Origin of the sequence: Pseudomonas sp. LF-5 (assembly GCF_037626295.1) — a bacterium.
In the GTDB taxonomy this organism is placed as follows: domain Bacteria; phylum Pseudomonadota; class Gammaproteobacteria; order Pseudomonadales; family Pseudomonadaceae; genus Aquipseudomonas; species Aquipseudomonas monsensis.
Window position 1 is genome coordinate 667,586 of sequence record NZ_JARKMT010000002.1, and the last position, 21,365, is coordinate 688,950.

At 60.0% G+C, this 21,365-nt stretch carries 17 protein-coding genes and 4 tRNA genes; 12 read left to right on the top strand and 9 right to left on the bottom strand.

Features of this window, described 5'->3' with window-relative positions; translation table 11 throughout:
• Positions 1-6 precede the first annotated feature (6 nt).
• Complete coding sequence (locus PseuLF5_RS10295; RefSeq protein ID WP_123465930.1) at positions 7-489, bottom strand: hypothetical protein; 483 nt, start codon at positions 487-489, stop codon at positions 7-9.
• 276 nt (positions 490-765) lie between these two features.
• Positions 766-990 carry a hypothetical protein gene (locus tag PseuLF5_RS10300; RefSeq protein WP_108589715.1) on the bottom strand — a complete coding sequence of 75 codons (225 nt, stop codon included), beginning with the start codon at positions 988-990 and terminating at the stop codon, positions 766-768.
• Positions 991-2,012: 1,022 nt separating this feature from the next.
• Between PseuLF5_RS10300 and PseuLF5_RS10305 the strand changes: the two genes are divergently transcribed.
• Together PseuLF5_RS10305 and rmuC are read left to right on the top strand one after the other, a co-directional pair.
• Positions 2,013-2,336, top strand: coding sequence for a sel1 repeat family protein (locus PseuLF5_RS10305; protein WP_123465932.1), 324 nt, complete (start codon positions 2,013-2,015; stop codon positions 2,334-2,336).
• Between the two features lie 175 nt (positions 2,337-2,511).
• Positions 2,512-3,876, top strand: a complete 1,365-nt coding sequence (gene rmuC / locus PseuLF5_RS10310; protein WP_177490419.1) for a DNA recombination protein RmuC — start codon at positions 2,512-2,514, stop codon at positions 3,874-3,876.
• A gap of 149 nt (positions 3,877-4,025) precedes the next feature.
• Here rmuC and PseuLF5_RS10315 read toward each other — a convergent pair whose 3' ends face one another.
• Together PseuLF5_RS10315 and PseuLF5_RS10320 are read right to left on the bottom strand one after the other, a co-directional pair.
• Entirely contained in the window at positions 4,026-7,496 is a 3,471-nt protein-coding gene (locus PseuLF5_RS10315) for a hybrid sensor histidine kinase/response regulator (RefSeq protein ID WP_123465936.1), read from the bottom strand.
• A gap of 245 nt (positions 7,497-7,741) precedes the next feature.
• Positions 7,742-8,284 (bottom strand): TetR/AcrR family transcriptional regulator, encoded by a 543-nt coding sequence (locus tag PseuLF5_RS10320; protein ID WP_123465938.1) that lies wholly within the window; start codon positions 8,282-8,284, stop codon positions 7,742-7,744.
• 91 nt (positions 8,285-8,375) lie between these two features.
• On the opposite strand from PseuLF5_RS10320, the gene PseuLF5_RS10325 reads away from it, so the two are divergent.
• From PseuLF5_RS10325 to PseuLF5_RS10340, 4 genes are all read left to right on the top strand, one after another.
• Positions 8,376-9,575, top strand: coding sequence for an MFS transporter (locus PseuLF5_RS10325; RefSeq protein ID WP_340133432.1), 1,200 nt, complete (start codon positions 8,376-8,378; stop codon positions 9,573-9,575).
• A gap of 52 nt (positions 9,576-9,627) precedes the next feature.
• Positions 9,628-9,939, top strand: coding sequence for a cupin domain-containing protein (locus PseuLF5_RS10330; protein WP_340133433.1), 312 nt, complete (start codon positions 9,628-9,630; stop codon positions 9,937-9,939).
• A 105-nt stretch (positions 9,940-10,044) separates the two neighbouring features.
• Positions 10,045-11,196: a TDT family transporter gene (locus tag PseuLF5_RS10335; protein WP_123465944.1), complete on the top strand. Its 1,152-nt coding sequence runs from the start codon at positions 10,045-10,047 to the stop codon at positions 11,194-11,196.
• A 99-nt stretch (positions 11,197-11,295) separates the two neighbouring features.
• Positions 11,296-13,170, top strand: coding sequence for an MFS transporter (locus PseuLF5_RS10340; protein ID WP_336347683.1), 1,875 nt, complete (start codon positions 11,296-11,298; stop codon positions 13,168-13,170).
• A gap of 97 nt (positions 13,171-13,267) precedes the next feature.
• Here PseuLF5_RS10340 and sugE read toward each other — a convergent pair whose 3' ends face one another.
• From sugE to rdgC, 3 genes are all read right to left on the bottom strand, one after another.
• Entirely contained in the window at positions 13,268-13,582 is a 315-nt protein-coding gene (gene sugE / locus PseuLF5_RS10345) for a quaternary ammonium compound efflux SMR transporter SugE (RefSeq protein ID WP_123465948.1), read from the bottom strand.
• 119 nt (positions 13,583-13,701) lie between these two features.
• On the bottom strand, positions 13,702-14,667 hold the full coding sequence (locus PseuLF5_RS10350; RefSeq protein ID WP_222833372.1) for a bile acid:sodium symporter family protein: 966 nt from the start codon (positions 14,665-14,667) through the stop codon (positions 13,702-13,704).
• Positions 14,668-14,829: 162 nt separating this feature from the next.
• The gene (gene rdgC, locus PseuLF5_RS10355) at positions 14,830-15,750 is read right to left on the bottom strand and encodes a recombination-associated protein RdgC (protein WP_340133434.1); all 921 of its coding nucleotides are present in this window, start codon (positions 15,748-15,750) and stop codon (positions 14,830-14,832) included.
• Between the two features lie 159 nt (positions 15,751-15,909).
• Here rdgC and PseuLF5_RS10360 point away from each other — a divergent pair.
• The 4 genes from PseuLF5_RS10360 to PseuLF5_RS10375 all read left to right on the top strand — a co-directional run bounded on the left by PseuLF5_RS10360 (position 15,910) and on the right by PseuLF5_RS10375 (position 16,451).
• A tRNA-Val gene (locus tag PseuLF5_RS10360) sits at positions 15,910-15,985 on the top strand.
• A gap of 19 nt (positions 15,986-16,004) precedes the next feature.
• A tRNA-Asp gene (locus tag PseuLF5_RS10365) sits at positions 16,005-16,081 on the top strand.
• A 198-nt stretch (positions 16,082-16,279) separates the two neighbouring features.
• Positions 16,280-16,355 (top strand) — tRNA-Val (locus PseuLF5_RS10370).
• Between the two features lie 19 nt (positions 16,356-16,374).
• A tRNA-Asp gene (locus PseuLF5_RS10375) sits at positions 16,375-16,451 on the top strand.
• 201 nt (positions 16,452-16,652) lie between these two features.
• Here PseuLF5_RS10375 and PseuLF5_RS10380 read toward each other — a convergent pair.
• Together PseuLF5_RS10380 and PseuLF5_RS10385 are read right to left on the bottom strand one after the other, a co-directional pair.
• Positions 16,653-17,822, bottom strand: coding sequence for a catalase family protein (locus PseuLF5_RS10380; protein WP_186748753.1), 1,170 nt, complete (start codon positions 17,820-17,822; stop codon positions 16,653-16,655).
• Positions 17,819-19,627 carry a di-heme-cytochrome C peroxidase gene (locus PseuLF5_RS10385; protein ID WP_128616549.1) on the bottom strand — a complete coding sequence of 603 codons (1,809 nt, stop codon included), beginning with the start codon at positions 19,625-19,627 and terminating at the stop codon, positions 17,819-17,821. The genes PseuLF5_RS10380 and PseuLF5_RS10385 overlap by 4 nt, the downstream gene beginning before the upstream one ends.
• A gap of 271 nt (positions 19,628-19,898) precedes the next feature.
• Between PseuLF5_RS10385 and PseuLF5_RS10390 the strand changes: the two genes are divergently transcribed.
• Both PseuLF5_RS10390 and PseuLF5_RS10395 read left to right on the top strand, forming a co-directional pair.
• Positions 19,899-20,615, top strand: a complete 717-nt coding sequence (locus PseuLF5_RS10390) for an FKBP-type peptidyl-prolyl cis-trans isomerase (protein ID WP_123465956.1) — start codon at positions 19,899-19,901, stop codon at positions 20,613-20,615.
• 293 nt (positions 20,616-20,908) lie between these two features.
• A complete protein-coding gene (locus tag PseuLF5_RS10395) occupies positions 20,909-21,364 on the top strand; it encodes a YkvA family protein (RefSeq protein ID WP_123465958.1) in 456 nt (151 codons plus the stop codon).
• Position 21,365 lies beyond the last annotated feature (1 nt).

A 21,365-nucleotide genomic window follows, 5' to 3' on the forward strand; every position in this document is an offset into this window, starting at 1 on the left:
GGGCGGTCAGCAAGCGACCTGATTCACCGTTGAAACACAGGTGTGCCAGGCGTAAGTGAAGTCGCGCAGACGACCTTGGGGTTGAAAGGTCTGACGCCAGATGCGCGCCATTCCCAGCAAGTCGTTCGGGTCGGGGAGGGTGGGGTTTTGTTCTTCGACCAGCAGCCAGGCAATGGCAGTGGCGTAACGCAGATTAACGGTCAATTCCAAGTGCGGGCCGCTGAGGAAAGCATGCTGGCTGGCGAGGCCGCGCACCAGGCTGGCGCGCTCCGGGTCGAGGGCCAGATAGTCATCCCAAAGGGCCTGATGGCGATGCTCGGCAATACGGTAGAGGCCGTGGCCACGGCGGTCATGCAGGGCGGATCCGAGGGCGGACTGGCTGGCGGCGATGCCCAGCAGCAGGGATTCGGCGGTCGCGCAGTGGCGTCCCAGGTAAATCAATGTAGGACGGATCACATAGCGGCACAGTTCGCTGGCAGCGATACCCATAAAACCCTCGGATCTTGTAATGGTTCGGCGAGTCCTGAAGGGGGCCTTGGCAGCGGTGGATCGACTCAGGCTCGCCGCAAGCGGATCAAGCCGCTTGAGTTGAAGTGTAGTGTCATATTCGCGATGTAAAGGTCTGTTTTTAAAATATTTCCGGCTTCGAGTTATAACCGTTATATCCGAAGGTGCTTAGGCGCGACGGGCGAAAACTGAAATATCAGGCAATAAAAAGCCCCGCGTTTCAGGCGGGGCTTTTGCTTTTTGCAGCCTTTTCGGCTTTCAGGCAACCAGGGCCTGACGTGTACGATCGATCACGGCCTGCAGCGGTTCGGCGCTGGAGTACTGATCGGGGTACAGACGCTCGCTGTGGCGGGCGATCCCGTGTTCATTGACTACGGTGAAGCTGAAGCAGCCTTTGCGAGCGGCCATGATCAGGCAGTTCATCGGTGCGAAGGCGTTGGTTAGGGTGCGAATGGCATCCTGAGTCTGGATTTGAGTAGACATAGTTATTAGGTGTTCCTACAAATGACACGGATAAGAACCGTGCAACGTTAAAACGTTCCAGTAACGTCGACCACCGTTGGTCGAACGAAGAACCCGACTGGAACAAAGCAGCCAGTTTGAAGCGCTGAATAAGTTGGCGCGCTTGGGCTGGCAGGTAGGTACTTAGGAGGACAGGCATCACAACGAGGGCAAAGGTTCTGGGCCCGGGGTGAAGATCCTGATCAATTTGCAGGTTGGTTCGGTCAGAGTAAGTGTTCTTCGCAACACCCTTTGTATTCATTCAAAGGCGTGTCGTCGCAAGATTTACCTGGAAACCATCGAGGGGTCGTTTCCCGCTTTTTTCGGTAGAGGCTTCTTGGGAGAAGGTTGACCGTGGGGATGTGTTCGACCGGAATTGACTTTCAGCTTGGTACTAACGCCGCGGATACTAACCAATCGTTGCGGGTTATGCAAACCCATCGTTAAAAAGATGACGTGCGGTCGCGCGGATCACGGGTGACAGGACAGGCCTCTTCGCCAGCAGGCTCGCTTCCAGTGCGATCGCGGTCTGGTGGGGGAGCGAGTCTGCTGGCGAAGGAGTCTCTGCCGATCAACCGTCGGTCGCCACAAAAGCGTGCAGCCATTACCGGCGCCAGGCCGCTTATCTCCCGTTCGGGATGCAAAACGACCCGAAAAAGCGCACCGATATAACCGGGTAACAGGTACTTGTGCACATTAGTTGCGCAGCCTGTAACGGCGCTGTCATAACAATCCTGACCCCGGTCACTGCCTGTATCGAAAGTTTAAGTCAATGAAAACCATCGCTTTTTTTTGTTGGTGAAAAAATCGTCAGTTTGACTGCGAGCCCCATTCCATAAGGCTTTGCGCGGGTTGGAGGGCGGTTGTCCACTGAGTTATCCACAGCTTCTGTGGATTGTCCCGAGCGCTTGCTCTAGCACGGGCGTGCCGGGTTATTTTTCGACTTTACCTGTAGGAAAAAGAGAGTAGAGTGGCGCGCCTTCCGATCTGTCCCACAGTGTTTTATGAAGTTTCGCTCAGTACCAGACTCTGTTACCTCACAACCACTTCCTGTTACCCCGCCCAAGCGATTTTCCGTGCGTGTGGCCGAGTGGCTGCTCGACAGCCCGCGCCTGAGCGCCAGCCACAATGCCAAGCACCTGGCCGGTCGCCTGCTCAAGCAGCCGGCGCGTGAAGGTGTGGTTGCAGCGCAAAGCCGTCTCGGCCAGTTGATGTGCCGTGAATGCGGCAATGCCCGGGACCGGCGTATCGGTCAGGATCTTTTGCGTCAGGCCGCCCGCGCCGGCGACCGTCGTGCGCAAGAGGAACTCGGGCTCATCGCAGACTGAGCTGTCCAAGACCTGACGCCTTGGTTAACCTTCAGGCTTTATAAGATTGGCAGGAGTCGCTATGGCTATGGACTTGACCAGCGTATTGCTCGGTCTCGCAGCGGCGGGGTTGCCGCTGCTCGCACTGGCCTGGCAGCTGCAGCGCCGGGCCAGTGACAGGCAGGCCGAGGTCGCCTTGCTCGAAGAGCGGCTGGCCATGGCGCAGCTATCGCAGGACGGGCTCAACGCACAACTGGATGCCAGCCGCGACGAAATCGCCGACCTCGGGCAGGCCAACGCCGCCAAGCAAGCCGAACTGGCCGCCCTGCGCCGCGAAGTCGAGTTGCTGCAAATCGAACGCGATGACGCCCGCGACGCTTCCCACGCCTGGAACCTTGAACGCGCCAACAAGGAAGCCGAACTGCGTCGCCTCGATGCACAGGCCGCTTCGCTGAATGCCGAACTGCGTGAGCAGCAGGAAAGCCATCAACAGCGCCTCAACGACCTGCAAGGTTCGCGGGATGAGCTGCGTGCACAGTTCGCCGAACTGGCGGGCAAGATCTTCGATGAGCGCGAACAGCGCTTCGCCGAAACCAGCCAGCAGCGGCTCGGGCAGTTACTCGATCCGTTGAAAGAGCGCATTCAGTCCTTCGAAAAGCGCGTGGAAGAAAGCTACCAGGCCGAAGCCCGCGAGCGCTTCTCGCTGGCCAAGGAACTGGAACGCTTGCAGGCGCTCAACCTGCGCCTGAGCGACGAAGCGACCAACCTGACCCGCGCCCTCAAAGGCCAGAAAACCCAGGGCAACTGGGGCGAACTGATTCTTGAGCGGGTGCTCGAACACGCCGGGCTGGAGAAGGGCCGCGAGTACCAGACCCAGGTCAACCTCAAGGGGCCGGATGGCGAGCGTTTCCAGCCGGATGTGGTGATTTATCTGCCGGGCGACAAGCAGGTGGTGGTCGACTCCAAGGTCAGCCTCACGGCGTATCAACAATACGTGGCCGCTGAAGACGACACCCTGGGGCAGATCGCGATCAAGCAGCACGTGCTGTCCCTGCGCAATCACGTCAAGGGCTTGGCGGGCAAGGATTACAAGCGTCTGGAGGGGTTGCACAGCCTTGATTTCGTGCTGCTCTTCGTGCCGATCGAAGCGGCATTTTCCGCCGCGTTGCAAGCCGAGCCGACCCTGTTTCAGGAGGCTTTCGACCGCAATATCGTTATCGTCAGCCCGACCACATTGCTGGCCACGTTGCGGGTGATCGACAGCCTGTGGAAGCAGGAGCGCCAGAGTCAGAACGCCCGGGAAATCGCCGAGCGCGCGGGCTGGCTGTATGACAAGTTCGTGCTGTTCATTCAGGATCTGGACGAGGTCGGCAATCGCTTGCAGCAGTTGGACAAAGCCTACAGCTCGGCGCGCAACAAGCTGACCGAGGGACGCGGCAATCTGGTCAGTCGCAGTGAGCAGCTCAAATTGCTGGGCGCGCGGGCGAGCAAGAGCTTGCCGGCTGATCTGCTGGAGCGGGCGATGACCGATGTCGATGGGCTGGTGGAACTGCCAGAGTAACCCGGACTTCTGTGGCAAGGGCGCTTGCTCCCGCTCGGCTGCGCAGCAGTCGCCAATCCATTCAACGAGAGCTTTCAGAACATCCGGGTTTGCAGGTCATCGGGGCGCTGCGGGAGCAAGCGCCCTCGCCACAGGGCTCATGAGTGCGCTTAAAGCGGCACATACCGGCTCAGCAACGCCCGCAACGCCGCCGGTTTCACCGGTTTGGCCAGGTAATCCAGCCCTGCCGCATGCACCTGCGCCACAGTTTCCGGCCGGCCATCGGCACTGATCACCACTCCCGGCACCGGCTCTCCCAGCGTGGTGCGTAACCATGCCATCAACTCGGTGCCGGTATCGCCGTGATCGAGGTGATAGTCCACCAGCGCCAATTGCGGGCGCACCCCCTCGCTCAACAACGCCGCACATTCCTCGCGATTGCGTGCAGTCCAGACCTGGCAGCCCCAGCGAGTCAACAAACTGTTCATGCCGATCAGAATGCTGTCTTCATTGTCGATGCACAGCACCTGCGCACCGCCCAGCAACTTGCCATTCAATTCGGTAGTGGTGCTGGCCGGCACGGTTTGCGTGCGGGCCAACGGTACACTGACGCTGAACACGCTGCCGCGCCCCGGCCACGATCGCACACGCAACGTATGCCCCAGTACCCGGCACAGACCATCGGCAATCGCCAAACCCAGCCCGAGGCCCTTTTCGGCGCGGGTCTGGTGGCTGTCGAGGCGCTTGAACTCCTCGAAAATCACCTGCTGTTTGTCTTCCGGAATGCCCGGTCCGCGATCCCACACCTCCAGACACAATTCGTCGCCACGGCGCCGCACACCCAGCAAAACCGGACCTTTGGCGTAACGGAAGGCGTTGGTGAGGAAGTTCTGCAGAATCCGCCGCAGCAACTTGATGTCGCTGTCGATGCGCAAATGGCTGCCGCGCACGCGGAAGCTCAGGCCTTGTTCCTGCGCCAGCGCCTTGAACTCTGCGCCGAGGGTGTCGAACAGTTCGTTGATGGCAAACGGCTTGCGATCGGGATTGATCTTGCCGTTTTCCAGGCGGGAAATGTCCAGCAGGTCGCTGATCAGGTCCTCGGCCGAACGCAGCGAACTGTCGAGGTGCTGCACCAGTTTCTGCGCCTCGCTGCTCAGCCCGTCGTCCTGATGGGAGAGGGCCGCGGAGAACAGGCGCGCGGCGTTCAGCGGTTGCATCAGGTCGTGGCTGACGGCGGCCAGAAAGCGCGTTTTCGACTGGTTGGCGGCCTCGGCGGTGCCCTTGGCCTCGGTCAGGGCGACGTTGAGTTGCGACAGTTCCTGAGTCCGCTCGGTGACCCGTTGCTCCAGGCCTTCGTTGGCCTCGGTCAGCGCCTGTTCGGCTTCGCGGAACGCAGTGATGTCGGTGAAACTCATGACGAAACCGCCGCCGGGCATCGGGTTGCCGATCAGCTCGATCACCCGGCCATTGGGGAACAGACGTTCCGAGGTGTGCGCACGGCCCTGACGCATCCAGTGCAGGCGCCGGGCGACATGCACTTCCGCTTCGCCGGGGCCACACAAGCCGCGCTCGGCGTTGTAGCGAATGATGTCGGCGATCGGCCTGCCGACGCTGATCAAGCCGTCCGGGTAGTTGAACAGCTCCAGATAGCGACGGTTCCAGGCCACCAGTTTCAGCGACTGGTCGACCACGCTGATGCCCTGGGTAATGTTCTCGATCGCGCCTTGCAGCAGGGCGCGGTTGAATTGCAGCACTTCCGAGGCTTCGTCGGCGATCCGGACGACGTCCTCAAGCTGCATTTCCCGGCCTTCAATGGCGGCTTTTACCACCGCACGGGTCGAAGACGCTCCGAGCACCCCGGCCAGCAACCGTTCGGTATGGGCAATCCATTCGCTGTCGGCATTCTGGTTCGGGTTGAAGCCTTTGCCCTGGCGATAAGCAAAACGGATAAAGCTTTGCCGCGCACGTTCTTCACCGACAAAGCGTGCGGCCAGTTGCAGCAGATCGTCGATTTGCACCGCAAGCATCGAGCGCGCACTCGGCCGGGCGCTGATTTCCTGTCCGATAAAACGCCCGGCCTGCCAGTGCTCCGATACTCGCGTGCGCGACAGCACCGAGACCCAGGCGAACAAAGTGAAGTTACCGGCCAGCGACAGCACCACGCCTTGGGTCAGTGGCGTAATCGGCAGGTTCAGCGGATTACCGTGCAGCCATGCCAGCCCCGGAAAACTGCTCAGGGACCAGCCGAGGCTGTGCGCAGCAATCGGCAGAACCAGTGTGTAGAACCACAGAAAGGTCCCGGCTGCGAGTCCGGCGAAAACGCCACGACGGTTGGCCTGTTTCCAGTACAGCGCGCCCAGCATCGCCGGTGCCAGTTGCGTCACCGCGGCAAAGGCGATCTGGCCGATGGTTGCCAGGCTCGCGGTCGACCCGAGCAGGCGGTAGCTGACATAGGCCAGCAACAGAATCACCACGATGCTCACCCGGCGCACAGAGAGCATCCACTGGCGGAACACCTCAAACGGCCGCTCGGCATTATTGCGCCGCAGCAACCACGGCAACAGCATGTCGTTGGACACCATGGTCGACAGCGCCACGCTGGCGACAATCACCATGCCGGTGGCAGCCGACGCACCGCCGATAAATGCCAGCATCGCCAGTGCCGGATGGGCCTGGGCCAGCGGCAGGCTGATCACGAATGAGTCGGGCAATACGTCGCCGGGCAGCAGCATCTGCCCGGCGAGGGCGATCGGCACGACAAACAGCGCGGCGAGGGCGAGGTACGCCGGAAATACCCATTTGGCCAGGCGCAGATCCTGCGGGTCGATGTTCTCCACCACGGTGACGTGGAATTGCCGCGGCAAACAGATGATCGCCATCATCGCCACGCCGGTCTGTACCACCATCGACGGCCAGTTGATGGTCTCTTTCCAGTATTCCTCCAGGCGCGGGGCGAGCATCGCCTGATTGAACAGATCGTCGAAGCCGTCGTACAGACCGTACGTCACGAAGGCTCCGACGGCGAGAAAGGCGAACAGCTTGACCAGCGATTCGAAGGCAATCGCCAGCACCATGCCACGGTGGTGTTCCGTGGCGTCGAGGTTGCGCGTGCCGAAGACAATGGTGAACAGCGCCAGCACCAGCGAGACGATCAGCGCGGTGTCCTGGGCGCGAGTGCCCATGGCATCGGCACCGGCGCCGATCAACAGGTTCACGCCGAGGACAATACCTTTGAGTTGCAGGGCGATGTAGGGCAGAACGCCGACCAGGCAGATCAGCGCGACTACCACCGCCAGCGATTGCGATTTGCCGTAGCGCGCGGCAATGAAGTCAGCGATGGAGGTGATGTTCTCCTGTTTGCTGATCATCACCATTTTTTGCAGGACCCACGGCGCGCCGACCAATAGCAGGATCGGCCCGAGGTAAATCGGCAGGAACGACCACAGTTGTTCGGCGGCCTGACCGACGGCGCCGAAGAACGTCCAGCTGGTGCAGTAAACCGCCAGCGACAGGCTGTACACCCACGCGCGCATCCGCGGCGGCAACGGCGCACTGCGACGGTCGCCGTAGAAGGCGATGGCGAACATGATGGCCATATAGGCCAGGGCGACGGCGGCGATCAGCCCGGTGGACAACGACATGCAACACTCCCGACAGAAGACTCCCTGGCATTCCTGCCCGGGCGGACAGTCTCGCATGTGCGCGGCGGTTAGTCAGTGTCGACCAAGGTCGTGGCGTGGCGGGGTGTCGCAGCGCAAGAACCGGGTGGTTTTTGCAGTGACCGTTCAGGCCTCATCGCTGGCAAGCCAGCTCCCACAAAAATCTCCAGTGGCACAGACGCTGTGACCTCACAGATCCTGTGGGCGCTGGCTTGCCAGCGATGGCGTCAGTCCTGACGCAACGCGATATCAATCAGGCGATGCAACTCTTCAACCTCCAGCGCCGCCGCTGAAAACAGAATCCGGAACACCACTGGCGCCACCACCAGATTGATCAACCGATCAATACTCGGCGCCGCTTCATCCGGGTGGCGCTCAATGATGGTCTGCAGCTGCGCGCCGAGGATTGTCACGCAGTACCCCGGCGTGGCACTGGCCTGCACGTCGCGCATCATGTTGCGCCCGGGCTCGGAACTCATCTCGTCGAGGTATTGCTCGGCCCAGGCGCGGATATCGCTGCGCAGACTGCCGGTTTGTGCCGGTTCGCTGTCAGGGCGCATGCGGGCAAGCGCGACGTCCGCCAGCAACGCCGCCAGATCACCCCAGCGTCGATAAATCGTCGATGGCGTGACCCCGGCGCGCGCGGCGATCTGCGGCACGGTCACGCTCGAACGCTCCTGTTCCTGCAGCAGTGCACGGACCGCCGAATGAATTGCATCTTGCACCCGGGCGCTGCGGCCACCGGGGCGTAAACCTTCTTTAATAGCCATGGGGCAGACCTTAACACAAAGAATTTGCTTTAAGCGTGAGGCGGTAGCACACTCCGCAAAAGCAAAAAATTAGCTTTTGCGGAGTGTGCACATGACCAGCCCTTTTAATAACGGCGCTTCCAACCGTTCCAGCCTGTGGTTTCTGGCGATCACCTTACTCAGTTTTCTCGCCGCTTCCACCGCGCCGACGCCGTTGTATCACCTGTACCAGGACCAGTTGCACTTCTCGGCAGCGGTGCTGACCCTGATTTTCGGCGTTTACGCCCTCAGTCTGCTGGCGGCGTTACTGACCGTCGGTTCGCTGTCCGATCACCTCGGACGCAAACCGGTGATTTTTACTGCCGTGCTGCTCAACGCTTTGGCGATGGTGTTGTTTATCGGGGCCGACAGCGTGACCTGGCTGATCAGCGCACGGGTGCTGCAAGGCTTCGCCACTGGCATGGCTACCGCCGTTTTAAGCGCAACACTGCTCGATACGGATCGTCAGCAAGGGCCATTGATCAACAGCGTCGCGCCATTATTGGGCATGGCGTTGGGTGGCATGGGCTGCGGTTTGCTCGCCGAGTTCGCCCCGGCGCCGCTGCAGTTGACCTACTGGTTATTGCTTGCGCTGTTTGTGTTGCAGGCGCTGTATGTCTGGCGCCTGCCGGAAACGGTCACCCGCCAAGCGGGGGCGTGGGCGTCGCTGCGACCGACGCTGCATGTGCCGGTGCAGGCGCGCCCGACCCTGTGGCGAGTGCTGCCGCTGAACACCGCGACCTGGGCGCTCGGCGGTTTTTACGCGTCGTTGGCCCCGTCGCTGGTGCGCACCGCCACCGGTTCGACCTCCAACCTGATCGGTGGCGCGACCGTGGCGGCCCTGACTGTGACCGGAGCGCTGATGATTTTCACCATGCGCAATCGACCCGCCACCCGCGCGCTGCAATGGGGCGCGAGTCTGCTGCCGATCGGCCTGGTGCTGATTCTGCTCGGCGTGCACAGCGCCAGTCTGTCGCTGTTTTTCCTCGGCACGCTGGTGGCCGGTTGTGGGTTCGGTGCGGGATTCCTCGGCGCCGTGCGCAGCCTGGTACCGCTGGCCTTGCCCCATGAGCGGGCCGGCCTGATGTCGGCATATTACGTGCTGAGTTACCTGGCGTTCTGTTTGCCGGCGTTGTTGGCCGGGCACCTGACCCGCAGCCTGGGGTTGTTGGTGACCACCGATGGTTATGGCGCGGTGTTGATTGTGCTGGCCGTGGCGGCATTGTTGCTCAGCTTGCGTCCGGCACCGGCCAAGGTGTGTCGCGCGCCATAAGCGCAGCGCTTTCGGTTAGCCTTGCGTAGTCAATCTGCTCACGGAACGATTCATGAAGATCATTCGCAGCAAGTCCTTCACCGCCGACCGCGCCTGGGGCGCGCTGGACATCGCCAACATGAACGGCATCACCACGCGCCTGCACTGGACGGATCAGCCGTACAAATGGCACGTCAACGACGGTGAGGAAGTGTTTGTGGTGCTCGATGGCCGGGTGCAGATGCGCTATCGCGAGGGAAGTGAAGAAAAGCAGGTGCTGCTGGAGGTCGGTGATATTTTTTATGCCTCGGTTGGCACTGAGCATGTGGCGCATCCGCAGGGCGCGGCGCGGATTCTGGTGATGGAAAGCGAAGGCAGTGTCTGACGGCTTATCCATAAAACAGATAACAGTTAGAGATATTACCCGTTATATAGATATTCGATTCAGATCTACCATGGACTCAACCTCACCAGAGGACAGGAGTTCATGATGATTTGCCCCAACAGCGTCAAAACCGGCCTCAAGCCATTCAGCCAGCTTCAGCATCCGCGTGAAGTGATCCGCCAGTTCACCCCTAACTGGTTCGCCGCAACCATGGGCACCGGTGTGCTGGCGTTGGCGCTGGCGCAATTGCCGCTGGCTATTCCCGGATTACACACCGTTGCCGAAGGGCTGTGGCTGTTCAACATCCTGTTGTTCACCCTGTTTACCTTCGCCTACGCCGCGCGCTGGATCCTGTTCTTTGACGAGGCGCGGCGGATTTTCGGTCATTCCACCGTGTCGATGTTCTTCGGCACCATTCCCATGGGCCTGGCGACGATCATCAACGGCGTTCTGCTGTTCGGCCTGCCACGCTGGGGGGAAGGTGTGATTCACCTTGCCGAAGTGCTGTGGTGGCTCGATGTGGGCATGTCGCTGGCCTGCGGCGTGTTGATTCCCTACATGATGTTTACCCGTCAGGAGCACAGCATCGACCAGATGACCGCTGTGTGGTTGTTGCCCGTGGTGGCCGCAGAAGTGTCAGCGGCCAGTGGCGGCTTGCTCGCACCGCATCTCGCCGATGCCCATGCGCAACTGGTGGTGTTGACCACCAGCTACGTGCTCTGGGCCTTTTCCCTGCCGGTGGCGTTCAGCATCCTGACGATCCTGTTGCTGCGTATGGCCCTGCACAAGCTGCCCCACGAAAACATGGCCGCGTCGAGCTGGCTGGCGCTCGGTCCGATTGGCACGGGAGCGTTGGGCATGTTGTTGCTGGGGGGCGACGCGCCGGCAATCTTTGCCGCCAACGGTCTGCCGGGTGTCGGTGAAATTGCTTCGGGCCTGGGCCTGGTGGCAGGTATCACGCTGTGGGGCTTCGGCTTGTGGTGGATGTTGATGGCATTACTGATTACCGCGCGTTATTTGCGCGACGGTATCCCGTTCAACCTCGGCTGGTGGGGCTTCACCTTTCCGTTGGGCGTGTATTCGCTGGCGACGCTGAAACTGGCCAGCGTTCTCAATCTGGCGTTTTTCAATGTCGTCGGCACGGTGTTGGTGACTTTACTGGCAGTGATGTGGCTGATTGTCGGCAAACGTACCGTGCAAGGCGCATGGCGCGGCGAGCTGTTTGTCTCGCCCTGCATTGCAGGTTTGAAGAAATAACCTGGAAAGTTTAGGTAAGGTGTGGCCTGGATCGCGGTTCGAGATTCCAATAAGCAGTACCCAGGCCTCTCTACCTTAAACATCAGGGACACACGGAAGATGAGTCACCCCTCACAGTTCAACCTGCTGCGCACCCGGCGCTTCTTGCCGTTTTTCATCACCCAGTCGCTCGGTGCGTTCAACGACAACGTTTTTAAACAGTCGTTGATCCTCGCCATTCTTTACCGCCTGACCATCGAAGGTGACCGCTCGATCTGGGTCAACCTGTGTGCGCTGCTGTTTATTCTGCCGTTTTTCCTGTTCTCGGCACTGGCCGGGCAGTTTGGCGAAAAATTCGCCAAGGACGCGCTGATCCGTCTGATCAAACTCGCGGAAATCGCGATCATGGCCGTAGGATCGGTCGGATTTCTCTTTGATCACTTGTCGCTGATGCTGGTGGCGCTGTTCGCCATGGGCACGCACTCGGCGCTGTTCGGGCCGGTGAAATATTCGATCCTGCCGCAGGCGCTGCGTGAGGATGAGTTGGTAGGCGGTAACGGCCTGGTGGAAATGGGCACGTTTCTGGCGATCCTCGCCGGGACGATTGGCGCCGGGGTCATCATGTCATCGACCCATTACGCGCCGCTGGTCTCGACCGCCATTGTCGGGATTGCCGTGCTGGGTTATCTGGCCAGCCGCAGCATCCCGCGCGCCGCAGCTGCGTCCCCGGAAATGCGCCTGAACTGGAACATCTTCAGCCAGTCCTGGGCCACGTTGAAACTCGGTCTGGGGCAGACGCCAGCGGTGTCGCGCTCGATTGTCGGCAACTCGTGGTTCTGGTTTGTCGGGGCGATTTATCTGACGCAGATCCCGGCGTACGCCAAGGAGTGGATGCACGGCGACGAAACCGTGGTCACCCTGATTCTTACCGTATTTTCGGTCGGTATCGCACTGGGTTCGATGCTGTGCGAGAAGCTCTCCGGGCGTAAGGTCGAGATCGGTCTGGTGCCGTTCGGCTCGTTCGGTCTGACCGTGTTTGGTCTGTTGTTGTGGTGGCATTCCGGCGGTATCCCGGAAAGCGTCACGGGCCACAGCTGGATTGAAGTGCTGGGCTTCGTGCACACCTGGGCGGTGTTGGTCGACATTCTCGGCCTCGGCATTTTTGGCGGTTTCTATATTGTGCCGCTGTATGCGTTGATCCAGTCGCGCACCGCGGAGAACGAGCGGGCGCGGGTGATCGCTGCCAACAACATTCTCAATGCGCTGTTTATGGTGGTCTCGGCGATCGTTTCGATTGTGTTGCTCAGTGTGGCCAAGCTGTCGATTCCGCAGCTGTTTCTTGTGGTGTCGCTGCTGAACATCGGCGTCAACGCCTACATCTTCAAGATCGTTCCCGAATTCAGCATGCGTTTCCTGATCTGGCTGCTCAGCCATTCCATGTACCGGGTTGAGCATCGCAACCTGGAGGCGATTCCCGACGAAGGTGCGGCACTGCTGGTGTGCAACCACGTGTCGTTTGTCGACGCCTTGCTGATTGGTGGCGCGGTGCGTCGGCCGATTCGCTTTGTCATGTACTACAAGATCTACAACCTGCCGGTGCTGAACTTTATCTTTCGCACCGCAGGGACGATTCCGATCGCCGGGCGCAACGAAGACATCCAGATCTATGAAAAGGCCTTCACCCGGATTGCCCAGTATCTGAAGGACGGTGAGCTGGTGTGCATCTTCCCGGAAGGCAAGTTGACCACTGACGGCGAGATCAATGAGTTCAAGGGGGGGCTGACGCGGATTCTCGAGGAGACCCCGGTGCCGGTGATTCCGCTGGCGTTGCAAGGGTTGTGGGGCAGTTTCTTCAGCCGTGATCCGAACAAGGGCCTGTTCAAGCGGTTGTGGTCGCGCGTGACCTTGGTGGCAGGTTCGGCGGTAGCGGTTGAGGCGGCGGAGCCGGCGAAGTTGCAGGGGGTGGTGGGGGCGTTGCGCGGCAGCGTTCGATAGTTGCCAACTGATCTGGGCTCATCGCGAGCAGGCTCACTCTTACATTTGAAATGCGTCCTCCTGCAGGAGTGAGCCTGCTCGCGATAGCGGTAGAGGCTTAGGCGCTGATTTTGAGGCCGATCAACCCGGTAACGATCAACGCCACACTGGCCAGCCGAATCAACGCCATCGACTCGCCAAACAGAATGATCCCGGCAATCACCGTGCCCACGGCACCGACCCCGGTCCAGATCGCATAGGCCGTGCCCAGCGGCAGTTCCTTCATCGCCAGGCCGAGCAGGCCAAGGCTGATGGCCATCGCCGCAACGGTCAGTGCAGTGGGGAGCGGACGACTGAAGCCGTCGGTGTATTTCAGGCCGACGGCCCAGCCGACTTCGAACAGACCGGCGAAAAACAGAATGATCCAGGACATGAAAGACCTCCATCGTTTGACGGGGTCGTCCCCAGATTAAGCACTCAAGCGAGTCGCAGGGTCGTCCCCGCGTAGCGCACTAGTCTGACGAGCATTAACCCGGGGATCAAGTTTCGCAGTCAGTCGGCCGCTTGCCCGGCCAGCGTCTCGCGATCTTCTTTCTCGCTCATGCGCCGGAAGTAGGTGGAAAGCAAAGCCCCGGAAATGTTGTGCCAGACACTGAACAGCGCACTGGGCACCGCCGCCAATGGCGAAAAGTGCGCGCTGGCCAGCGCGGCGCCCAACCCTGAATTCTGCATGCCCACTTCCAGTGCCAGCGACTTGCGCTGGGCCAATGGCAGGTTGAACAGGCGGCCGGTGAAGTAACCGAGCAGGTAGCCAAAGCTGTTGTGCAGCATCACCACCGCCATGATCAACAAGCCGGACTCGGCGATTTTCGCCTGACTGGCAGCCACCACCGCAGTGACGATGATCACAATGCTGACCACCGACACCAGCGGCAACACCTCCACCGCATGACGCACCTTGTTACCGAGCAAGCGCTGTGCAACCACGCCGAGGATGATCGGCAGCAACACCACTTGCAGGATCGACCAGAACAACTCCATGAACGACACTGGCAACCATGCCGAAGCCAGCAGCCAGATCAGGGCCGGGGTCAGCAGCGGAGCGAGGAGGGTGGTGACGGCGGCAATCGCCACTGACAGCGCCAGGTCACCGCGGGCCAGCCAGGTCATGACGTTGGAAGACGTGCCACTCGGGCAGCAGCCGACCAGAATCACCCCGACGGCGATTTCCGGCGGCAGGTGGAAAATCTGGCAGAGCAACCACGCCATGCCGGGCATGATCACGAAGTGCGCAACCACGCCCAGCGCCACGCGCCACGGATGGCGGGCGACGGCCGCGAAGTCGTCGAGCTTGAGGGTCAGGCCCATGCCGAACATGACCAGGCCAAGCAGCGGCACGATGGCGCCCTTGAGACCGAGAAACCACGCCGGTTGCAGAAATGCGATCACGGCGAAAATCAGAACCCAGTAAGCGAAGGTATTACCGACAAAGCGGCTGAGTGCAGCCAGTGCGCGCATGGCTTGATCCTTATTATTAAATGAACACCCTAAAACATGCGGGAGCTGGGTTGCCAGCGATGGCGGTGTGTCAGACGCCACTATAGTCATCTGTTACACCGCTACCGCTGGCAAGCCAGCTCCCACAGTTGATCCTGTTCCTTCAGTGGGAACAGGTTTTCGTCAGATCCCCTGCGGCGTCTCTTCACCGCCCAACGCTTCAACCAGCGCCGGCAGGAAGTCGCCGAAGGTCAGCATCATCAGGGTGAAGCTCGCATCCAGCTGGCCCAGCGCTTCGTCGCCGCCGTCCTGTTCCGCCTGATCCTGCAACAGATCTTCGAACTTCAGGCGCTTGACGGTCATTTTGTCGTCGAGCATGAACGACAGTTTGTCCTGCCAGGCCAGCGACAGTTGAGTCACGACTTTGCCTGTGCTCAGGTGCAACTGGATTTCTTCACTGGTCAGGTCCTGACGCTTGCAGCGCACGATGCCACCGTCTTCGTGGGTGTCGCGCAGTTCGCACTCGTCCAGTACGAAGAAGTCCGGGGCGGCTTGCTGGGTGGTGACCCATTCGGTCATCACGGCGGTCGGCGCGGTTTTCACGGTCAGCGGACGGACGGGCAGGGTGCCGAGCACTTCACGCAGGGTGGAGAGCAGGTCTTCGGCGCGCTTCGGGCTGGCCGAGTTGACCAGGATCAGGCCCTGTTTCGGCGCGATGGCAGCGAAGGTCGACGAGCGACGAATGAACGCGCGCGGCAGGAAGGCCTGGATGATTTCATCCTTGATCTGATCGCGTTCCTTCTTATAGACCTTGCGCATCTGCTCGGCTTCGATCTCTTCAACCTTTTCCTTGACGGCGTCACGCACGACGCTGCCCGGCAGAATACGTTCTTCTTTACGTGCAGCGACCAGCAGGAAATCACCGCTGACGTGCGCCAGTGGAGCATCTTCGCCTTTGCCGAATGGCGCGACGAAACCGTAGGTGGTCAACTCCTGGCTTGCACATGGACGCGCCAGTTTGGTGGCCAGTGCAGTTTCCAGCGCCTCGGCATCGACAGGCAGGTCTTGGGTCAGGCGATAGATAAGCAGGTTTTTGAACCACATGGGGTGAGTCTCTCCTTTATACAAAGGGGGGCATTATTGTCTTCGCCGTGCCGTAGGCCAACCCTTCTCTAAGCCTTTGGAAGGCCTGAGAAAATTATTTAAAAAAGTGCTTGCCAGAGGTTGGGTCGCTCCGTAGAATGCGCGCCACACCGAAGCGAAGGGTGATTAGCTCAGCTGGGAGAGCGTCTGCCTTACAAGCAGAATGTCGGCGGTTCGATCCCGTCATCACCCACCATTCGTTTCAAGTGTTTAGCGCAGCGGTAGTTCAGTCGGTTAGAATACCGGCCTGTCACGCCGGGGGTCGCGGGTTCGAGTCCCGTCCGCTGCGCCATATTCGGTAACCTGGACCACTGAACGCCAGGTCACCACGGAAAAACCCGCTGAGGCGGGTTTTTTTCTGTCTCACGTTTGTACCTTGTTCCATCGGGTTGTGTCGTTTCACCGGTTTTCAGATTTATTTGAAAAAAAATTCAATTAAATCAACACTTTACGAAAACTTGTGGCATAATGCGCCCCGTAACGAAGCAAAGGGTGATTAGCTCAGCTGGGAGAGCGTCTGCCTTACAAGCAGAATGTCGGCGGTTCGATCCCGTCATCACCCACCATTCGTTTCAAGCGTTTCGCGCAGCGGTAGTTCAGTCGGTTAGAATACCGGCCTGTCACGCCGGGGGTCGCGGGTTCGAGTCCCGTCCGCTGCGCCATATTCGGTTATCTGGAACACTGAACGCCAGATGACCACACAAAGCCCGCCTTGTGCGGGCTTTGTGCTATCTGCGATTCGACAATTTCTGCATTGCTTCTGTGGCATTTATCCCCGTGGGTTACGAAGCCGGCCCGACTTTTAAAACCGAGGCCTGTTGCGCAAGCCACCGGGGATAAATCCCCTCGCCACAGGCCGCTGCTTACTGCGTGGCGTTCTGGCTATGCCGATAATCGCTCACTGCCTCATACACCGCCTTGCGCAGGCGGTTGATCCCGCCAATCGGCCGATGGGCCTCGATACCAAACCACGGATTGAACGACAGGTTATCGCAGGCCAGATTCAGCGCCGGGGTATCGAAATCCTGTGGCGGCAGGGTGATCCGCGCCACGGTTTCGAAGGGTGAATCCTGCTCGCGCCATTCGATGCTGGTGTCCTCGATCGGCATGTACTTGTTCGCATCCTGACGCTGAATCTGCAAGACGAAGCAGGCCGGCACGCGATCCGTCGATAACTGCTGATTCAACGCGCTGCGCAGGAAGTTCGGCAGGTCGTGGTTCTGTTTTGGCAGGGTGTAAGCCGGACAATTGTCCGGGGCCGGTGCCACGCGAAACTTCGCATTCGCCTCACCGAACTTGTAGGGCGAAACCGAAAAGTAAGTCGTCCCTGTCGGACTGTCCGGTGGCGGCGACAGCGTCGCCAGCGCGATAAGCAGATGGCGGACCTGCCAGGTGCGCGGATCCCAACCGGGGAAAAACGCCAGGATCTTCTTGCCGTCAGCCTGCGCCGCCACATTCTGACGGTACTCGGCGACATCGCTGACAAAGAAATTGGGGTGGCTGAACATCACGAAGTCTTGCTCGTGCTGTTCCTGGCGATTTCCCAACAACTGCTTGCCGGGTACGTCGAGCAGCTTGATCGCCATGCCCCGTGCGTCGCGAATGCTGTCGAACTGCGGGTAAGCATTGCCGTTGGACAGGCGAATTATCGCCTGCCAGGTGTGTCCCGGTTCGCTGAAGACCCCTTGGCGCAGCGATTGCGCCAGTTGCGGCAATACCTGCACTTCAGCCTTCACGCAGCCGTGAGCCTTGGCATGCGCGTCGCGCAGGAAACGCGTGTTTTCACGGTGTTGATCGACGATGCGCACGGCCGTCTGGATCACGCCTTGTGTCATCCCGGCTTCACCGGAGGGAATCTGTTCCAGAGCCGACACCGGCCCGCGATGCTGCCAGGCCCACCACGCCGTGCCGATGGCCCAGCCAATCAGGCCAATAACGAGCAAAAGCAGCAAGGTTCTGCCCAGCAGGCGGCCCAGCCACAACCAGATCCGCGCCAGCAATGACAGGCGCTTATTGAAGGTCGATAACATCATGGCAGTTGCGCCTCCAGAGGGCCGCCGAGGACTTTCAGGTATTCGAGCAGCGCCCAGCGTTCTTCCGGCAGCAGCAGGCGGCCGATCACGCCATTGCCGCGTTCGCCGGCACGGAACTCGTGACCACTGTTGTGATTGCCGCTGATCCGCGTGTCGAACAGGAAGCCATTGGTGAAGGCTTCGGTGCGATAGCCCAGGTGCCGTGGGTCGTATTCGAAGGTGCCTTTATAGAAGGTGGTGGCGCGTTCATCCTGCGGTGACAGCAGTTGATAAAGGCTCGGCACCGAACCGTTATGCAGAAATGGCCCGGTGGCCCAGACGCCGGCCAGCGGTCGCGCCTTGTACGCGACTTTTTCGCGAACACCGATCGGCAGGCCGAATCCGTCGAGGCGCGGCTTCTCCTCGGGCGTGACCTGAGCCTCGCGATAGGCACGGCCTTCGACGAAGGCGGTCACGTATGCCAGGCCCTTGGCCACCGACAACTGACTCAGATCCAGCGGCTCCTCGGGCGTCGGGTGCAGTTTGACGTCCATTTTTTCCAGTTCTTTCAGGTCCCATTGCAGGGCCGTCAGGTCGAAGCGGTGGCTGGCAATGTTGTTGGCGGCGTTTGGGTCGGTACCGATGACGTCCACCGGCAACAGGGGTAAGCGCTGCACCCAGCGCTCGCCTTCCTGAGTCTTGCGTGGCACATGGCAGCCGGCGCAATTTTCCGCGAACAGCGCGCGTCCTTTGGCCGCGAGAGGTTTATCGACTGCACCGAACAAGGCCTCCGGCCAGGCAGGTGGCCGCAGTTTCTGCAGGGTTTCCTCGATCTTGTGCAGATCGCGCACGCGCACGCTGGAGGCATAGCGCGCATCGCCTTGCAGCGGCTGGCCGTTGGCATCGAAGAAATTCAGGGTGGCGCCAACGCCCAACGCTTCGCCGATATTGCGGGCCATCGGCTGTTGCGCCGAACCGTTCCACTGCACCCAGTCGAATGTCCACATGTCCCACAGTTGCGGGTAATCCACCGGAGCGTCGGCGATGCGGTAATTGGCAGGGGAGATCGCATCACCGAACGTCGCATTGGCGATCCGCCCAAATGCGTCGGCGCGCCCCGGGCCTTCCTCGGTCGGATAGAGGCCGCGATGGGTGTCGTTCCACGCCACTTTGAGAAACGTATCCAGCGATTGTTTGAAATCCTTGCGCAGTTGCGCATGGCGCGCGTCGTATTCATCGCCCAGTACGTGGCGGGCGAAGCGTTCGAATTTCCACGGGTTGTAGTAAGTCGAGGTCAGACTTGCCACCAATGCCTGTCCGAAACTGCCGCCGCGCAGTGTAGGAACACTCGAAGGCAATACATGCTGCGCCGTGCCACCGTCGATGCGCACGGCCTGGCCTTTAAAGTGCAATTCGCCGGTGTGGCAAGCGGCACAGGTGATGTCCAGATATTGCTCGGTGCTGCCGGCGTTCTGATGTCGGGCAAAACCGACGGGCAAATTGCCGGGGTTGTCCGGTGTGGCTGTTTGCTGCGGGTCGATCAGAAAACCAAAGCGCGCGAGGTAGTCGGGGGCCGCGAAGCGTTGCTCTGAGAAAGGCAACTCCAGCGCCTGGAACCACTCGTAGCGCAGGCCTTTGACCTGGGTGCCCTGAGGGGTGAAGTAATAGGTTTGCCGCTCTTGTTCCGTCCACTGATCCAGGTAATGCACCTGCTGCACGGGTGTGTAGAAAGGCAATTTCGGGTTGGCGACGTAGTACAGAACCACTGTCAGGACCAGTCCCGACAGCACGATGATCAGGGTCAGCACGCGGAGTAAGAGGCGCAAGATAAACATCCTTGTCGAGTTGTTGTGTTGTTATGCCTGAGCCTGACCCTGTGCGGCAAGTGGCCATTACGCCAGATGTTGTGGGAAGAGGAGGCTACGGTTGTCAGCAGCAGATGACAGAAGCTTCATCGTGTCTTCGCCCAAATGCGTTTTAATCCCTGAACTTATCGTCGCTTTACTGCTCTCATGCCGGTAGCCATTGGTCGTGGCGGCCTGATAAGCTCGCGGCTTTACTCGATTGCCCTATTCGGCGCATGAACAAGGAAATAGCATGAAACAGCATCGGTTGGCGGCGGCGGTAGCCCTGGTTAGCCTGGTCCTCGCGGGTTGTGATTCGCAGACCAGCGTAGAGCTGAAAACCCCGGCGCAAAAAGCTTCCTACGGTATCGGCCTGAACATGGGCAAGAGCCTGGCTCAGGAAGGCATGGATGATCTGGACTCCAAAGCGGTAGCCCAGGGCATCGAAGATGCCGTCGGCAAGAAAGAACAGAAGCTGAAAGATGAAGAACTGGTCGAAGCCTTCGCCGCGCTGCAAAAGCGTGCTGAAGAGCGCATGGCCAAAATGAGCGAAGAGTCGGCAGCTGCCGGCAAGAAATTCCTCGAAGAAAACGGCAAGAAAGCGGGTGTCACCACCACCGCTTCCGGCCTGCAGTACGAAGTGATCAAGAAAGCCGACGGCCCACAGCCCAAGCCGACTGACGTAGTGACCGTTCACTACACCGGCAAGCTGACCAACGGCACCGTATTCGACAGCTCCGTCGAGCGCGGCAGCCCGATTGATCTGCCGGTAAGCGGCGTGATTCCGGGTTGGGTCGAAGGCCTGCAACTGATGCACGTTGGCGAGAAGTACAAACTGTACATCCCTAGCGATCTGGCTTACGGCGCGCAATCGCCAAGCCCGGCAATCCCGGCCAACTCGGTTCTGGTCTTCGACCTGGAACTGCTGGCCATCAAGGATCCAGCCAAAGAAGACGCCGCTGCCAAGTAATCGGCTCCGGTTTCAACAACAACGCCTCGCTTATGCGGGGCGTTGTTGCATCTGGCGGATGGCAAGGGTAAACAGAGCGAACCGATGCCGGTCAGCACAGTCATACCTTTGAGGCTGCCCGTACTAGACGCCCTGAGCCGCCAAGTCAATGAAATATTGGGCTTTTTTATGTGAGTAAAAAACGCCCGATCTGAGCGCAGCCCTTATAAAACGGGGCTCCCAGCGCTGAAATGCAGCTCTGTTCACAAGGTTATCCACAATTTGTGTGGATAACATTTCAATGGGAGGAATAGATGAAAGCTCCGTGGAATTTCGCTCGATTCCTGCCCCTGGCCGGCCGTCTGCTGGCGCGTGGACGCTTGCCGACCCTGTTGTTTGCCGTCGCCAGCAAAGGCGCGGCACAGGGCAATCGCCTCGGCAAACTCAAGGACGACCTGCGTTTGTTGCAGGCATTGTGCCTGGCCTACTGGCGCGGCGAATACCGTGCGATCAGCCCGAAAGCGTTGATCTCCGTGGTCGCTGGCCTGATGTACTTCCTGAGCCCGGTAGATGCCATTCCCGATTTCATTCCCATGTTCGGCATGCTCGACGATATCGCCGTTCTCGCCTGGTTGATGAAAACCCTCGATGATGAACTCAGTGCCTTTCGTCTCTGGCGCAATCGCCAGCAGCCGGAAAAACTGGCGGTGGTTGAACGCCTGCCTGATACCCCCGAGCAATTGCAGCTTCAGGGGCCGAAAAAGCCCTGAT

Coding starts and splice junctions, on each gene's coding strand:
- PseuLF5_RS10295 (WP_123465930.1), bottom strand. CDS start 489: ATGGGTATCGCTGCCAGCGAACTGTGCCGCTATGTGATCCGTCCTACA.
- PseuLF5_RS10300 (WP_108589715.1), bottom strand. CDS start 990: ATGTCTACTCAAATCCAGACTCAGGATGCCATTCGCACCCTAACCAAC.
- PseuLF5_RS10305 (WP_123465932.1), top strand. CDS start 2,013: ATGAAGTTTCGCTCAGTACCAGACTCTGTTACCTCACAACCACTTCCT.
- PseuLF5_RS10315 (WP_123465936.1), bottom strand. CDS start 7,496: ATGTCGTTGTCCACCGGGCTGATCGCCGCCGTCGCCCTGGCCTATATG.
- PseuLF5_RS10320 (WP_123465938.1), bottom strand. CDS start 8,284: ATGGCTATTAAAGAAGGTTTACGCCCCGGTGGCCGCAGCGCCCGGGTG.
- PseuLF5_RS10325 (WP_340133432.1), top strand. CDS start 8,376: ATGACCAGCCCTTTTAATAACGGCGCTTCCAACCGTTCCAGCCTGTGG.
- PseuLF5_RS10330 (WP_340133433.1), top strand. CDS start 9,628: ATGAAGATCATTCGCAGCAAGTCCTTCACCGCCGACCGCGCCTGGGGC.
- PseuLF5_RS10335 (WP_123465944.1), top strand. CDS start 10,045: ATGATTTGCCCCAACAGCGTCAAAACCGGCCTCAAGCCATTCAGCCAG.
- PseuLF5_RS10340 (WP_336347683.1), top strand. CDS start 11,296: ATGAGTCACCCCTCACAGTTCAACCTGCTGCGCACCCGGCGCTTCTTG.
- sugE (WP_123465948.1), bottom strand. CDS start 13,582: ATGTCCTGGATCATTCTGTTTTTCGCCGGTCTGTTCGAAGTCGGCTGG.
- PseuLF5_RS10350 (WP_222833372.1), bottom strand. CDS start 14,667: ATGCGCGCACTGGCTGCACTCAGCCGCTTTGTCGGTAATACCTTCGCT.
- rdgC (WP_340133434.1), bottom strand. CDS start 15,750: ATGTGGTTCAAAAACCTGCTTATCTATCGCCTGACCCAAGACCTGCCT.
- PseuLF5_RS10380 (WP_186748753.1), bottom strand. CDS start 17,822: ATGATGTTATCGACCTTCAATAAGCGCCTGTCATTGCTGGCGCGGATC.
- PseuLF5_RS10390 (WP_123465956.1), top strand. CDS start 19,899: ATGAAACAGCATCGGTTGGCGGCGGCGGTAGCCCTGGTTAGCCTGGTC.
- PseuLF5_RS10395 (WP_123465958.1), top strand. CDS start 20,909: ATGAAAGCTCCGTGGAATTTCGCTCGATTCCTGCCCCTGGCCGGCCGT.